At 73.0% G+C, this 12,349-nt stretch carries 14 protein-coding genes; 7 read left to right on the top strand and 7 right to left on the bottom strand.

Features of this window, described 5'->3' with window-relative positions; all coding sequences use genetic code 11:
• Window positions 1–63: 63 nt before the first annotated feature.
• Window positions 64–558: a GNAT family N-acetyltransferase gene (locus CFP65_RS34410; RefSeq protein WP_158702500.1), complete on the bottom strand. Its 495-nt coding sequence runs from the start codon at window positions 556–558 to the stop codon at window positions 64–66.
• A gap of 378 nt (window positions 559–936) precedes the next feature.
• On the opposite strand from CFP65_RS34410, the gene CFP65_RS34405 reads away from it, so the two are divergent.
• Window positions 937–3,327, top strand: a complete 2,391-nt coding sequence (locus CFP65_RS34405) for a germacradienol/geosmin synthase (RefSeq protein ID WP_158702499.1) — start codon at window positions 937–939, stop codon at window positions 3,325–3,327.
• 79 nt (window positions 3,328–3,406) lie between these two features.
• Here the strand turns inward: CFP65_RS34405 and CFP65_RS34400 are convergent, their stop codons facing one another.
• Window positions 3,407–4,372, bottom strand: a complete 966-nt coding sequence (locus CFP65_RS34400; protein ID WP_104821334.1) for a helix-turn-helix domain-containing protein — start codon at window positions 4,370–4,372, stop codon at window positions 3,407–3,409.
• A 67-nt stretch (window positions 4,373–4,439) separates the two neighbouring features.
• On the opposite strand from CFP65_RS34400, the gene CFP65_RS34395 reads away from it, so the two are divergent.
• A complete protein-coding gene (locus CFP65_RS34395; RefSeq protein ID WP_104819846.1) occupies window positions 4,440–5,675 on the top strand; it encodes an MFS transporter in 1,236 nt (411 codons plus the stop codon).
• Here the strand turns inward: CFP65_RS34395 and CFP65_RS34390 are convergent.
• Window positions 5,624–6,202 carry a TerD family protein gene (locus CFP65_RS34390; RefSeq protein WP_104819845.1) on the bottom strand — a complete coding sequence of 193 codons (579 nt, stop codon included), beginning with the start codon at window positions 6,200–6,202 and terminating at the stop codon, window positions 5,624–5,626. The two genes, CFP65_RS34395 and CFP65_RS34390, sit on opposite strands and share 52 nt — an antisense overlap.
• A 263-nt stretch (window positions 6,203–6,465) precedes the next feature.
• On the opposite strand from CFP65_RS34390, the gene CFP65_RS34385 reads away from it, so the two are divergent.
• The 3 genes from CFP65_RS34385 (at window position 6,466) to CFP65_RS34375 (ending at window position 8,338) form a co-directional block, all read left to right on the top strand.
• Window positions 6,466–6,888 carry a BlaI/MecI/CopY family transcriptional regulator gene (locus CFP65_RS34385; RefSeq protein ID WP_104819844.1) on the top strand — a complete coding sequence of 141 codons (423 nt, stop codon included), beginning with the start codon at window positions 6,466–6,468 and terminating at the stop codon, window positions 6,886–6,888.
• A 2-nt stretch (window positions 6,889–6,890) separates the two neighbouring features.
• Window positions 6,891–7,817: a M56 family metallopeptidase gene (locus CFP65_RS34380; RefSeq protein WP_104819843.1), complete on the top strand. Its 927-nt coding sequence runs from the start codon at window positions 6,891–6,893 to the stop codon at window positions 7,815–7,817.
• Window positions 7,818–8,107: 290 nt separating this feature from the next.
• Window positions 8,108–8,338 carry a hypothetical protein gene (locus CFP65_RS34375; RefSeq protein WP_254552718.1) on the top strand — a complete coding sequence of 77 codons (231 nt, stop codon included), beginning with the start codon at window positions 8,108–8,110 and terminating at the stop codon, window positions 8,336–8,338.
• Window positions 8,339–8,389: 51 nt separating this feature from the next.
• On the opposite strand, the gene CFP65_RS34370 is transcribed toward CFP65_RS34375, so the two are convergent.
• The gene (locus CFP65_RS34370; protein WP_104819842.1) at window positions 8,390–8,662 is read right to left on the bottom strand and encodes a hypothetical protein; all 273 of its coding nucleotides are present in this window, start codon (window positions 8,660–8,662) and stop codon (window positions 8,390–8,392) included.
• A 57-nt stretch (window positions 8,663–8,719) separates the two neighbouring features.
• Window positions 8,720–9,106, bottom strand: coding sequence for a VOC family protein (locus tag CFP65_RS34365; protein WP_104819841.1), 387 nt, complete (start codon window positions 9,104–9,106; stop codon window positions 8,720–8,722).
• 67 nt (window positions 9,107–9,173) lie between these two features.
• Here CFP65_RS34365 and CFP65_RS34360 point away from each other — a divergent pair, with 67 nt between their 5' ends.
• Entirely contained in the window at window positions 9,174–9,614 is a 441-nt protein-coding gene (locus CFP65_RS34360; protein WP_104819840.1) for a MarR family winged helix-turn-helix transcriptional regulator, read from the top strand.
• Here CFP65_RS34360 and CFP65_RS34355 read toward each other — a convergent pair.
• Together CFP65_RS34355 and CFP65_RS34350 are read right to left on the bottom strand one after the other, a co-directional pair.
• Window positions 9,598–10,269 (bottom strand): NAD(P)H-binding protein, encoded by a 672-nt coding sequence (locus CFP65_RS34355; RefSeq protein ID WP_104819839.1) that lies wholly within the window; start codon window positions 10,267–10,269, stop codon window positions 9,598–9,600. The two genes, CFP65_RS34360 and CFP65_RS34355, sit on opposite strands and share 17 nt — an antisense overlap.
• 54 nt (window positions 10,270–10,323) lie before the next feature.
• Window positions 10,324–10,890 (bottom strand): DJ-1/PfpI family protein, encoded by a 567-nt coding sequence (locus CFP65_RS34350; protein ID WP_104819838.1) that lies wholly within the window; start codon window positions 10,888–10,890, stop codon window positions 10,324–10,326.
• Between the two features lie 231 nt (window positions 10,891–11,121).
• Here CFP65_RS34350 and CFP65_RS34345 point away from each other — a divergent pair, with 231 nt between their 5' ends.
• The gene (locus tag CFP65_RS34345) at window positions 11,122–12,150 is read left to right on the top strand and encodes a hypothetical protein (protein WP_104819837.1); all 1,029 of its coding nucleotides are present in this window, start codon (window positions 11,122–11,124) and stop codon (window positions 12,148–12,150) included.
• The last annotated feature ends 199 nt before the right edge of the window (window positions 12,151–12,349 follow it).

Genomic DNA, 12,349 nt, shown 5'->3' with positions numbered 1-12,349 from the left:
GCTCGTCCGCACCAGCCGCCGGAGCCGCACCGACCACCGCGCCGCCGCACCCACCGGCAGACCTCAGTCGCAGTCCACCCGGAAGTCCACCTCGCCGCCCTCCGGCCGACCGGTCGCGCCGATCCGGCGCAGCATCCGCATGGCCCGCCCGTTCACCGACAGCACCGAGGCGGTGAGCGCCTTGCCGCCCTGCCGCCGCAGCGATTCGAGCGCGTAGGAGGCGAGCGCGGTGCCCAGCCCGCGGGACTGCCAGGCGTCCTCGATCAGCACGGCGAACTCGGCCACCCCGGCCTCACGGGTGTGCAGCACGTTGGTGACGGCGATCACCCGGCGGGAGTCCTTGGGGGTGGTGAGCAGCGTGAAGCCCTGGTCGCGGTCGCAGAGCTCCCACCAGTCCCGGGCCGAGGGCCGGGTGGTGGCGGCGAAATACCGTATGGTCCGGCTCTGCACGGAACAGCGGCTGTGCATGCTCGCAACGTCCGAATAATCGGCCATCTTGGCAATTCTGGTGACCGTCATGACACCGGTCGGCAGTTTGGTCAGCCGGGGCAGCTGCATTCGCGAACCGTGTGGGCCGCCATAGGTATTCAGGCTCTTCACACGGGCCGGAACGCGCCCTTGGAGCACTGGCGCTTCATTCATGGGACGCGAGGATATCCACGCCCGGGAGCCCCGGGCAAGCCATTTCCTTTTCCGTTGCCAACGATTACCGGTGCGGCCTATTCATGACCTAGTCCTACTCGATTTACGCCATCCGGCACGGAATTACTCCGTCCGTCCGAGCAATTCCGCCGTATGCCACAATTCGCCAGGGTTCGCCACCATCCGCCACCCTCATCACCCGTTCGGGCGAAGGTAGGGCTGATCCGACCCGCTCGTACGACTGTCGCCCTACCGTGAGCAGCAAATCCCCGGACCGGAAAGGCGCCTCGGCAGATGCCCCAGCCGTTCACGCTGCCCGACTTCTACCTGCCGTACCCCGCACGGCTGAACCCGCACCTCGAAGCGGCCCGCAGCCACACCAAGGCGTGGGCCCGCACCATGGGAATGATCGAAGGCTCGAACATCTGGGACGAACAGGATTTCGACTCCCACGACTACGCGCTGCTCTGCGCGTACACCCACCCGGACTGCTCGGCCGAGGAGCTCTCGCTCATCACCGACTGGTACGTCTGGGTCTTCTTCTTCGACGACCACTTCCTGGACATCTTCAAGCGCACCCTCGACCACGCGGGCGCCAAGGAGTACCTCGACCGGCTGCCCGCCTTCATGCCGGTCAAGCCCGGCGCACCGGTGCCCGAGCCGACCAACCAGGTCGAGCAGGGCCTGGCCGACCTCTGGGCCCGCACCGTGCCGGGGATGTCGGAGAGCTGGCTGGCCCGCTTCGCGGAGTCCACCAAGCACCTGCTCGACGAGTCGCTCTGGGAGCTGGCCAACATCGACGCCGGCCGGGTGGCCAACCCGGTCGAGTACATCGAGATGCGCCGCAAGGTCGGCGGCGCGCCCTGGTCGGCCGGCCTGGTCGAGCACGCCACCGCCGAGGTGCCCGCCGAGGTGGCCCTCAGCCGGCCCCTGCGGGTGCTCCGGGACACCTTCTCGGACGCCGTCCACCTGCGCAACGACATCTTCAGCTACGAGCGCGAGATCCTCGACGAGGGCGAACTCTCCAACGGCATCCTGGTGTTGGAGCGCTTCTTCGGCTGCCCCACCCAGGAGGCCGCCGAGGCCGTCAACGACCTGCTCACCTCCCGGCTCCAGCAGTTCGAGCACACCACGCTCACCGAGCTGCCCCCGCTCTTCCAGGAGGCCGGGCTCGACCCACTGGCCCGGGCGGCCGTGCTCGCCTACGCCAAGGGCCTCCAGGACTGGCAGTCCGGCGGCCACGAGTGGCACCTGCGCTCCAGCCGCTACATGAACGAGCAAGCCGTCCTCGACGCCCCTACGGACACCTCTGCCGCCGCGCTCTCCGCCCTCCCCGGCCTCGCCCACCTGCCCAACCTCCCTTCGGGCCTGGGCACTTCGGCCGTGCGGATGTTCGATTCGATCGCCGCCTCGCTGCCCAAGCGGGCCCGCGCCTTCACCCACGTGCCCTTCGAACCCACCGGCCCGCTCCCGCTGCCCGCCTTCCGGATGCCCTTCGCAGTCCGGCACAACCCGCACCTGCCGGGTGCCCGCGAGCACACCGTCGAGTGGTGCGCCCGGATGGGCTTCTTCGCCCCCGTTCCCGAGGCGCCCGGCGGCCCGATCTGGACCGAACAGGCCTTGCGCGGCTACGACTTCGCCCTCTGCGCGGCGGGCATCGACCCGGATTCCGACCAGGAGGCGCTCGACCTCGCCACCGACTGGCTCTCCTGGGGCACCTACGCCGACGACTACTACCCGGCCGTCTTCGGCCGCACCCTCGACCTGGCCGGCGCCAAGCTCTGCACCGAGCGCCTCGCCCAGCTCATGCCGGTCGACGGCACCCCGGCGCCCGCCCCGCTCACCGCGCTCGAACGCGGCCTGGCCGACCTCTGGGAGCGCACCGCCGCGCCGCTCTCCCCCTCCACCCGCCGCCGCTTCCGCGAGGCCGTCGAGGCCATGACGGCCAGCTGGCTCTGGGAGCTCACCAACCAGTTCCAGAACCGCATCCCCGACCCGGTCGACTACATCGAGATGCGGCGCGCCACCTTTGGCTCCGACCTCACCATCGGCCTGGCCCGCCTCCGCCACGGCCCCGCCGTTCCGGACGAGGTCTTCGCCCTGCGCCCCGTCCAGGCGCTGGAGAAGACCGCCTCCGACTACGGCTGCCTCACCAACGACCTGTTCTCGTACCAGAAGGAGCTCCAGTACGAGGGCGAGCTGCACAACGCCGTCCTGGTCGTGCAGAACTTCTTCGACTGCACCCGCACCGAGGCCCGCGACATCGTCGCCGACCTGATGGACTCCCGGATGCGCGAGTTCGAACACCTGGTCAGTACGGCCCTCCCGGCCATGTACGAGGAGTTCGACCTCCCGGAGGAGACCCGCCGGGCCCTCGACCAGCACGCCGCCGAACTCCAGGACTGGCTGGCCGCCGTCCTCCACTGGCACCAGCACTGCCGCCGCTACGACGAGGAGACCCTGATGGCCCAGCTCACCCCCGCCACCCCGCCCGCCACCAGCATCCCCAACCCCCGCCCCGCCGTGGCCACCTCCGTCCCCAAGCCCCCGACCCACACCCCGGCCGCTCCCGCTCCCGCACCCGCCCCCACCGCCGACCCCGAGCCCGTCGCGGCCCTCACCACCCTCCTCACCGGCCCCACCGGCCTCGGCACCTCCGCCGCGCGCCTCCCCACCGCCTCCTGACCCACCCAGCCCCCGAGGGGCCGGACCCACCCGGGTGCGGCCCCTCGCCCGTCCCTGCTCACCTCCCGCCCCGGCGACCTCAGCTCCCCGCGCCCGCCCCCAGCAACCGCTCCCCCAACTCCGTCCGGTAGTACAGCACCGACGCCCCCGACCGCCGTCGCGCCACCAACCCCGCGTCCAGCAGCACCCGCAGGTGATCCCCCACCGTCCCGATCCCCAGCCCGGTCACCGCCGCCAACTGGCTGGTGCTGTGCGGCGGTTCGAGCCGCGCCAGCAACCCCGCCCGGGTGCCGCCGAGCAACCGGCCGAGCGCCGCCGGCGCCGCAGCCCCCGTCGGCGCAGCCAGTACCCCCGAGGCCGGATAGATCACCGCGTACCGCTCCGGAAGGTCCCAGGCCACCCACCCCCGCCGGGCGCTGCTCGGCACGAAGACCAGCTCGGCACCCGCCAAGTCCCGGTCCGGCCGGTCCGATTCGTTGATCCGCAGCCGCCCGTCCCCCAGCCACCGCATCTGGGGCAGCAGCCCCGCCACCGCCGCCGCCCACCCCTCCCGGGCCAGCAGGCTGATCCGGCTCACCACGTCCGCCTGGTAGACCCGGGCCCGCCGCTCCCAGTCCGGCTGCACCGCCTGCTCCCAGGTCCACTCCAGCAAGTCGCCGATCCGGTCGGCCAGTTCGGCCTCCCGCAACACCTCCGGCACCTCGCCCCGGCAGGCGTACACCACCTCCGCCAGCGCCCGCTCCGGCGGCGTGGCCCGCAAGCGGGCCAACTCCGCCGCGAAGTCGCCCTCCCCGGGCCGCGGCGGCATCCCGACGAAATCCGGCATCCACCGCGTCCGCAGCACCGACCCCACCCAGGCCCGCGCCACCGGATCCCCGGCCAGGTAGGTCCGGTACGCCGCCTTGTGCCGCGCCAGCCAGGGCCGCTGCCAGGGCTCCGGCCGCTCGTCGCTCAGCACCCCCAGCGCGGCCACCGTCTCGATCAACGGCGACAGCACGAACCGGCTGCGCGCCAGCACGTCCGCATCCACCAGCCAGAGCCCCACGAAGCCCACCTTTCGTCCCTGGCCGAAACTCTAGGGCCGCCACCGGGCCGACCCCAGACTCCCCACCATGCGCACGTACCGCTCCCTCTTCCAAGTCCCCGAATTCCCGGCCCTGTTCGCCGTGGTCACCTGTCTGGTGGCCGGCGGCACGGTGACCGGCCTGGCCCTGGGCACCCTGGTCTTCGACCGCACCGGCTCGGCCCTGCTGGCCGCCCTCTCGATGTACGGGGCCTCCTTCGCCCAGGTGCTCGGGGCCACCACCCTGCTCTCCCTCGGCGACCACCTGCCACCGCGCCGGGCCACCGCCGGCCTCGCCCTGATCTTCGCCGCCACCGCCCTGGTCCTCGCCCGGCCGGGCATCTCGGTGGCGGCGCAGCTGGGCCTGGTGCTCTTCGTGGGCCTGGTCAACTCAGTTGGCGGCGCGATCCGTTGGGGTCTGGTCACCGAGATCCTGCCGGCCGATGGCTACCTGCTCGGGCGCTCGGTGCTCAGCATGACCAGCGGCGTGGTGCAGATCCTCGGCAACGGCCTGGGCGCCGCCCTGATCCACCTGCTCTCGCCCCGCGCGGCCCTGCTGCTCAGCGCGGGCCTGTACGCCCTCGGCGCCCTGATCGCCCGCTTCGGCCTGCGCCGCCGCCCGGCCCGGGCCACCGGCCGGCCCTCGGTCTCGGCCACCTGGCGGGTCAACCGCCGCCTGCTGGCCGATCCGGCCGTCCGCGCGGTCTACCTGGCGCTCTGGCTGCCGAACGGTCTGATCGTGGGCGCGGAGGCGATGTTCGTCCCGTACGGGGGCGCGGCGGCGGGAGCGCTCTTCATGGCCTCGGCGCTCGGCATGCTGGCCGGCGACACCCTGATGGGCCGTTTCGTCCCGCCCGCCTGGCGCGGCCCGCTGCTGACCCTCGCCCCGCTGCTGCTCGCCACGCCCTACCTGGCCTTCGCCCTGCACCCCGCCCCGGCGTCGGCCCTCGCCCTGGTCGCGCTCGCCTCGGCCGGCTTCAGCGTCAGCCTGCCGCTCCAGGAGCGGCTGCTGGCCCTCACCCCGGCCGAAGTCCGGGGCCAGGCCCTGGGCCTGCACACCTCGGGCATGCTCAGCTGCCAGGCGCTGGCCGCAGCCCTCGCGGGCGCCCTGGCGGCGGCCCTCACCCCGGCCCGCACGATGGCGCTGATGGCCGCGCTCTCCGTCGCGGTCACCCTCACCTTGGCCCGGCGCCTCCGCACTCCCGTGGCGCCGGGCCGACTCCCTTCACCGACTCAGACGTTGACGCCGAAGTCCAGCGCGATCCCGCGCAGCCCGGAGGCGTAGCCCTGCCCGACGGCCCGGAACTTCCACTCCGCGCCGTACCGGTAGAGCTCCCCGAAGAGCATCGCCGTCTCGGTGGAGGCGTCCTCGGTCAGGTCGTAGCGGGCCAGCTCGCGGCCGTCCGCCCGGTTGACCACCCGGATGTACGCGTTGCGGACCTGACCGAAGGTCTGGCCCCGGGTGTCGGCCTCGTAGATCGACACCGGGAACACGATCTTCGCGACCTCGGCGGGCACCATCGACAGGTCCACGTTGATGGTCTCGTCGTCGTCCTCACCCGTGCCACCGGCTAGCTCGTCACCGGTGTGCTGCACGGACCCGTCCGGGCTGCTGAGGTTGTTGAAGAACACGAAGTGCAGGTCCGAGATGACCTTCCCGGTCGGCCCGCAGAGCAGCGCGCTCGCGTCCAGGTCGTAGTCGGCGCCCGTGGTGGTACGCGCCTGCCACCCGAGGCCCACCGACACGGCCGTCAGCCCCGGCGCCTCCTTGGTCAGCGAGACGTTGCCGCCCTTGGCGAGTGTGACTCCCACGGTCCCCTCCTGGTGTTCCGGATGACAGACCCGATGCCCGGCCTGCCCGCCTCTGAAATCTACAACACTGTAGAGACTTGGCCCCCTCCTCGCCCCCGGGTATTCACCACACCCCGGCCTCGGCGCCGCACCCCCACCCACCTTCCCCTCCCCTCTCGCACCCTCCTTCGGCCCCTCCGCCTCGGGTCCGCTCCGCTCCTTCCCCTTCCCCTGGCTCGGTAGGATGCCCGGGAACCCCAGTCGACGGAGAGGGAGCCCGCCCCGTGGGAGAGGACAGGACGGCCCCCGCCACCGCGCGGCACCAGCGCGCCCGCCGCCGCGGCCAGGGCGAGTTGGAGGCCCAGGTGCTCGGCGCCCTCCGCCGCGCCCCGGGCGCGGCCACCGCCGGCTGGGTGCAGCAGCACCTCGACGGCGACCTCGCCTACACCACCGTGGTCACCATCCTCTCCCGCCTGCACACCAAGGGCGCCGTCTCCCGCAGCCGTTCGGGCCGCTCCTACGTCTGGCTGGCCGCCGCCGACGAGGCCGGGCTGGCCGCGCTGCGGATGCGCCGCGTGCTCGACAGCGAGGACGACCGCGGCGCCGTCCTGGCGAGCTTCGTCTCGGCCCTGCTCCCGCACGACGAGGAGCTGCTCCGCACCCTCCTCGCCGATGCCGGCCCCGAAGAGCACGGCCGCCAGGGCTGACCGTGGGCGTCTTCGTCTTCCTCCCGCTCGTCCTGCCCCTGACGGCCCTGCCGATCGCCCGACTGGCCGGCCACTCCCTGCACCCCCGGGCCACCACCCGCCTGCTCACGGCCGTCGGCGCGGTGCTCGCGCTCTGCAGCACGCTCTGCCTGACCCTCCTGATGGTGGTCGGCACCGCCCAACTCCCGGGCAACCCGCTGCCGGACAGCTGGTCCGACCCCGAGGTGCGGGCCGCCGTGCCGTACGCCGAGGTCTCCGGCACGGTGGCCATCGCCGCCCTCGCGGCCGTCCTGCTCCGCTGCGGCCTGATCCTGGCCCGGCACTACCGCGTCCGCCACCGCGCCCGCCGCGCCCTGGCCGGCCTGCCGGCCACCCTCGCCGTGCTGCCCGATCCGGACCCGTACGCGTACGCCCTGCCCGGCGCCCCGGGGCGGGTGGTGGTCTCCACCGGGATGCTCGACTGCCTCGATCCGGCCGAACGCCGGGCCCTGATCGCCCACGAGCGGGCCCACCTGACCGGCCGTCACCACCGCTTCCTGCTCACCTCCCAACTCGCGGCGGGCCTCAACCCCTTCCTCCGCCCGCTGCGCACCGCCGTCGCCTTCGGCACCGAACGCTGGGCCGACGAGGACGCGGCCCAGGCCGTCGGCGACCGCCGCCTCACCGCCCGCGCCGTCGGCAAGGCCGCCCTGCACACCCACCGCACCCCCCACCCCGGCCTCGCCGCCTTCGCCGAATCCGGCCCCGTCCCCCGCCGCGTGGCCGCCCTCCTCGCCCCCGTCCCCCCGTCCCACCACTGGCCCCCACCCCACACCCCCACCGCCCTGGCCACCCTCATCGCCGCCGCCGGCACCGCCGCCTCGGCCGCCTCCGCCACCAACGCGGCCATCGCCCTCCTCCTCGTCCTCAAGGCCGCCACCCCGCTCTAGACGACGTGCTCGTGGTCGGCGACTACATCGGGGACAGCACCCGGGCCGAAATCGGCTACGCCCGGTCCCTCGGCAAGCCCGTGCGGTTCACCCACCCCGAAGTCGACCCCGACGCCTGACCGTCCCTCGCCGACTCCGCCCCGTCCCACCGCGGCCGCCGAACCCGCATGGTGAGCTTCTTCATGCCGTGTCCACCGAGCCCGCGCCCGACACATGGCCCCTGCCGAACGTGACGAGCTATCCCCGCCCCCGACCGGCCCACCTACTACACCCCTGTAGAGTCGAGCCCCGTGACGATCCAGCCCCCGACACCCCCCGAGACCGAGGTCCACCGGGTCTACCAGCCCGTGGAGATCCATCACGAGGACGGCAGTTGGCAGCTCGGCCGGATCAACGCCTGGTGGCACGCCCCCGACGGCCGCCGCTGGTGCCGCCTCCGCGTCCCCCGCAGCGGCCAGGCCCCCCACTGGGTCACCTTCGACCCCGCCCGCCTCCGCCTGCTCCAGACCGAAGGCACCTGACCGAAAGCACCTGACCGCAGGCACCTGACCGGCGGCTCCGGACCGCCCGGATCAGATCAGCTCGGCCACGCCCTGCACCAGCGTGGAGACCACCATGAAGGCGCCGAGCACGAGGAAGACGTAGCCGACCAGCCTGTTCACCGTGCGCTGTGCGGCCCGGTCACGAGCGCGCTCCTCGATCCGGGCCGTCAGCGAGTTGTACCCGATCACCACGGAGAGCCCCCACAGCACGGCGGCCACCCCGAAGGCGAACGGGAAGAGCAGCCACCACCCGGTGATCCGCTGCCCGGCCGTGGCTACCGCGATGACGTTCTCCCTGCTCATGCCGGGAAGGCTAACCCACCCCACCACGGCTCCCGGCCGCGCACCCCGCTCCCGTTCTCAGTACGCCTGCAGCTCCCAGAGGTTCCCCTCCGGATCCCGCAGGTGCGCCACCCGCAGCCCAGGCCCCCACTCCGGCCGGTCCGCCGGCTCGGCCACGCCGACCGCGCCGTGCCGCAGGCAGAGCCCGTACCCGGCGTCCACATCCGCCACCCGGCTCACCAGCATCACCCCGCCCCCACCCCCACCGGAATCGCCCGCCCCGCCCATCCCGGCCCGGTCGAACAGCGCCAGCACGCCCTCCCCGCCCACGTCCCAACTCGCGTACGGCCCCTCGGCCGAACCCCGCGCCAGCTCCGCCCCGACCAGCTCGGGCAGCACCGCCGCGTAGAACCGGAAGCTCGCCCCGAAATCCCCCACCAGCAACCGCGGATGCAACGCGTCCATCCCGCCCCGCCCCTCAAGATATCCATAGGACAACACCAATGATTGGAGATCGCCTACGATAGCTCACATGACGAACCCGCGGACGGCCCCGCCCACCCTCACGGATCTCACCACCTACCTGCTCTCCAAGACCGGCAAGGCCGCCCGCACCCGTCTCACCACCCGCCTGGCCGCCCGCGGCCTGCGGCTCTGGCACATGGCCGTCCTCGCCGCCCTCGCCGATTTCGGGCCGCACGCGCAGCGCGAACTCGCCGACCGCCTGGCCATCGACCCGAGCGACGTGGTGAAGATCCTCGACGAGCTCGGCAGCGCCGGCTACGTCGAACGCAGCCGCGACACCACCGACCGCCGCCGCTTCAGCGTCACCCTCACCCCCTCCGGCCTGGCCCTGCTCGCCACCCTCACCACCGAGGCCGAAGAGGTCCAGGACGAGATCCTCGCCCCACTCACCCCCGCCGAGCGCACCCAGCTCCACACCCTCCTGAGCCGCCTCACGCCCCACGCGTGAGGGCCTCCACGGCGGCCGTCACCCCCACCCCGCCCACCGTCAGCTCCAGGGTCAGGCCGGCCACCGCCGGGCCCGCGTCCAACAGGGCCAGCAGCACCGCCGCCACGTCGTCCCGGGAGACCTCCCCCATCGGCACCGGCGGCTCCGCCAACCGGACCGACCCGCCCCCGGGCGAATCGGTCAGCACGCCCGGCCGCAGCACCGTCCACTCCAGGCCGGCCCGGCTCCGCAGGTCCTCCTCGGCGGCGGCCTTCGCCCGCAGGTAGACCCGGAACTCCTCGTCCACGGCATCCGTCTCGGCGGCGCCGAGGCCCATCGAGCTGATCATCAGATAGCTCCGCACCCCGGCCAGCTCGGCCGCATCGGCCAACAGCGCCGCCGCGCCCCGGTCCACGCTCTCCTTCCGGGCGCTCCCGCTCGACGGGCCGGCCCCGGCCGCGAAGACCACGGCGTCGGCGCCCCGCAGCACCTCCGCCAGCTCGGCCGCCGCCACGGCCTCCAGGTCACACAGCACGGGCCGGGCGCCGAGGGCCTCCAACGCCCCCGCCTGCCCGGCCCGCCGGATCAGTCCGGTCACCGTGTCCCCGCGCCCGGCGAGCAACCGCTCCAGCCGCAGCGCGATCTTGCCGTGTCCACCAGCGATCACCACGTCCATACGCCCCAGGATCAGCCCCCGGCAGGCGCACGGCACCCCGGCGCGGCAGCCGGGCTACTCGACCGGCGCCTTCTCCCGCAGCACCTGCACGAAGGCCCGCATCCACCCCGGGTGGTCCGGCCAGGCCCGGCCAGAGACCAGCACGCCGTCCACCACGGCGTCCCCGTCCACGAAACCGGCGCCGCCCGCCACCACGTCCGGCTCCAGCGCGGGGTAGGCCGCCGTCCGCCGGCCGGCGAGCGCACCGGCGGCCAGCGTGATGAGCGGGCCGTGGCAGAGCTGGGCCACCGGCTTGTCCGCCGCGAAGAAGTGCGCGGTGATCCGCTTCACCTCGGGGTTGTTCCGCAGGTACTCCGGCGCCCGCCCGCCGGGCAGCACCAGCGCCACGTACTCGGCCGGGTCCACCTCCTCGAAGGCCAGGTCGGCCGGCCAGGTGTACCCGGGCTTCTCGGTGTAGGTGTCGAAGCCGTCCACGAAGTCGTGCACCACGAACTGCAGCGTCTTGCGGCTCGGCGCAGCGACGTGCACCTCGTACCCCTCCTCCAGCAGCCGCTGGTACGGGTAGAACACCTCCAGCGACTCCGCCGCGTCCCCCGTGACGATCAGGATCTTCGCAGCCATACCCCAGCACCCTCCGTTCGTCCGCCCACCGTCCGTGGGCCCGGCCCCAGCCTTCCGCTTGACGGCACGTCAGGCAATCCCGCGCACACCCTTCGCACCACATGCGCCCCCCGTGTGCGCCCCCACCCCCCCTGACCCCACGCAGGCGCGCCGCGTTGCGGTGGCGGCGGAGGGTGGCAGGCTGAGATCGAGGAGGCAACCCCTGGCAACTCACGGAGAAAGGGGATTGTCATGCTCCATTCCGAGCACGGGGAAATCAGACCGCTCAACGTCGTGGTGCGCCCCGGTTCCAAGCTTCACCGGGCCTACGCCGAGCAGCGAGCAGCCCTCACCCCGAACACGGCCGCCACCGCCACTGCGGCTACGACGACGCCCGACGGCTTCCACCCGAGACCGCAGTGGGACCTGAAACCCCACGGCGGGAGGACGATCGCGGACCTGGTCTTCGTCAACCGCTTCCTCGGCGGCGCGGCGGCCTGGGACAAGCGCGACGTCGACAACATCGACCTGACCCTCGAGGCCGCGATGTCGGACCCCACGCTCCAGGCCGTGATGGCCCAGTACTACCACGGTCCGATCACCTCCACGATGCTGCCGTCCGACGTGGTGGAGGGGGCCCGTCCTGCGGGGTCGAGGTTCTTCAAGGACGACGCGGAGGCACTCGCCGCCGAGCTCTTCTCGGCCGGGGTGCTGGGCGACAACGATCCCGCGCAGAGCGTCGTCAACATGATGCTGCCGCGCGGGGTCATCCTCGTCGACGACTTCTCTCCGGGCTTCCGCCCGGCGGCCGGTGACGAGGAGACCCACGGCCGCCGCACCCGCGCACTGATCAAGGTGGACGACGACGCGAGCGACTCGACCGTGGGGCTGGGCGGCTACCACGGCTCGGTGCACGTGCCGCAGCACGGCCAGACCGTCACCTGCTACTACGCCGTCGGGGTGTTCTCCGAGGGCGCCAACGGCATTCCGGTGTTCGGCGACGCGGACCACGCCTGGGCGAACGTCGTCGCCACCTTCTACCACGAGCTGAACGAGGCACGGACCGACCCCGATGTGGAGGATGCCATCCGGCTGAACGACATCTCGAAGATCGGCTGGTACTCGGAGACCGGCAGGGGCGAGATCGGCGATCTCCCCATCAGCGAGACCGAACCCGACCTCACCAGGGTCTTCCGGTTCGTGGCACTCACGGACGGCAGCAGCGAGGTGCCGGTCCAGCTCATGTGGTCCAACAAGGCGCACGCACCGGCCTCCCGGTGACCGGAGCGGCTCCGGCCGCCTCCACCGAGCGGCTTCGATCCGTTCACGGCCGGCCCGGCGGACCTGGAGCGGCACGGCCTGCCGCAATGGCCAGACCCCCGGACGCAACCCGGGCTGGCCGCCCTGTGGGCGCGACAGGCACGCCGCTACTAGGGCTTCGAACACCTCCAGCCCCAGCCCGACACGGCCACCGCCACCA

The sequence above is a fragment of the Kitasatospora sp. MMS16-BH015 genome, assembly GCF_002943525.1.
Taxonomy (GTDB): domain Bacteria; phylum Actinomycetota; class Actinomycetes; order Streptomycetales; family Streptomycetaceae; genus Kitasatospora.
The sequence above is the reverse complement of the archived record's forward strand: the minus strand, read 5'-3'. Positions and strand labels throughout refer to the sequence as shown.

What these genes read in the sequence shown, in the direction of transcription:
- CFP65_RS34410 (WP_158702500.1), bottom strand. Translation starts at nt 558, where the DNA reads ATGCAGCTGCCCCGGCTGACCAAACTGCCGACCGGTGTCATGACGGTC.
- CFP65_RS34350 (WP_104819838.1), bottom strand. Translation starts at nt 10,890, where the DNA reads ATGGCTGCGAAGATCCTGATCGTCACGGGGGACGCGGCGGAGTCGCTG.
- CFP65_RS34395 (WP_104819846.1), top strand. Translation starts at nt 4,440, where the DNA reads ATGCGCACGTACCGCTCCCTCTTCCAAGTCCCCGAATTCCCGGCCCTG.
- CFP65_RS34360 (WP_104819840.1), top strand. Translation starts at nt 9,174, where the DNA reads ATGACGAACCCGCGGACGGCCCCGCCCACCCTCACGGATCTCACCACC.
- CFP65_RS34355 (WP_104819839.1), bottom strand. Translation starts at nt 10,269, where the DNA reads ATGGACGTGGTGATCGCTGGTGGACACGGCAAGATCGCGCTGCGGCTG.
- CFP65_RS34345 (WP_104819837.1), top strand. Translation starts at nt 11,122, where the DNA reads ATGCTCCATTCCGAGCACGGGGAAATCAGACCGCTCAACGTCGTGGTG.
- CFP65_RS34365 (WP_104819841.1), bottom strand. Translation starts at nt 9,106, where the DNA reads ATGGACGCGTTGCATCCGCGGTTGCTGGTGGGGGATTTCGGGGCGAGC.
- CFP65_RS34405 (WP_158702499.1), top strand. Translation starts at nt 937, where the DNA reads ATGCCCCAGCCGTTCACGCTGCCCGACTTCTACCTGCCGTACCCCGCA.
- CFP65_RS34370 (WP_104819842.1), bottom strand. Translation starts at nt 8,662, where the DNA reads ATGAGCAGGGAGAACGTCATCGCGGTAGCCACGGCCGGGCAGCGGATC.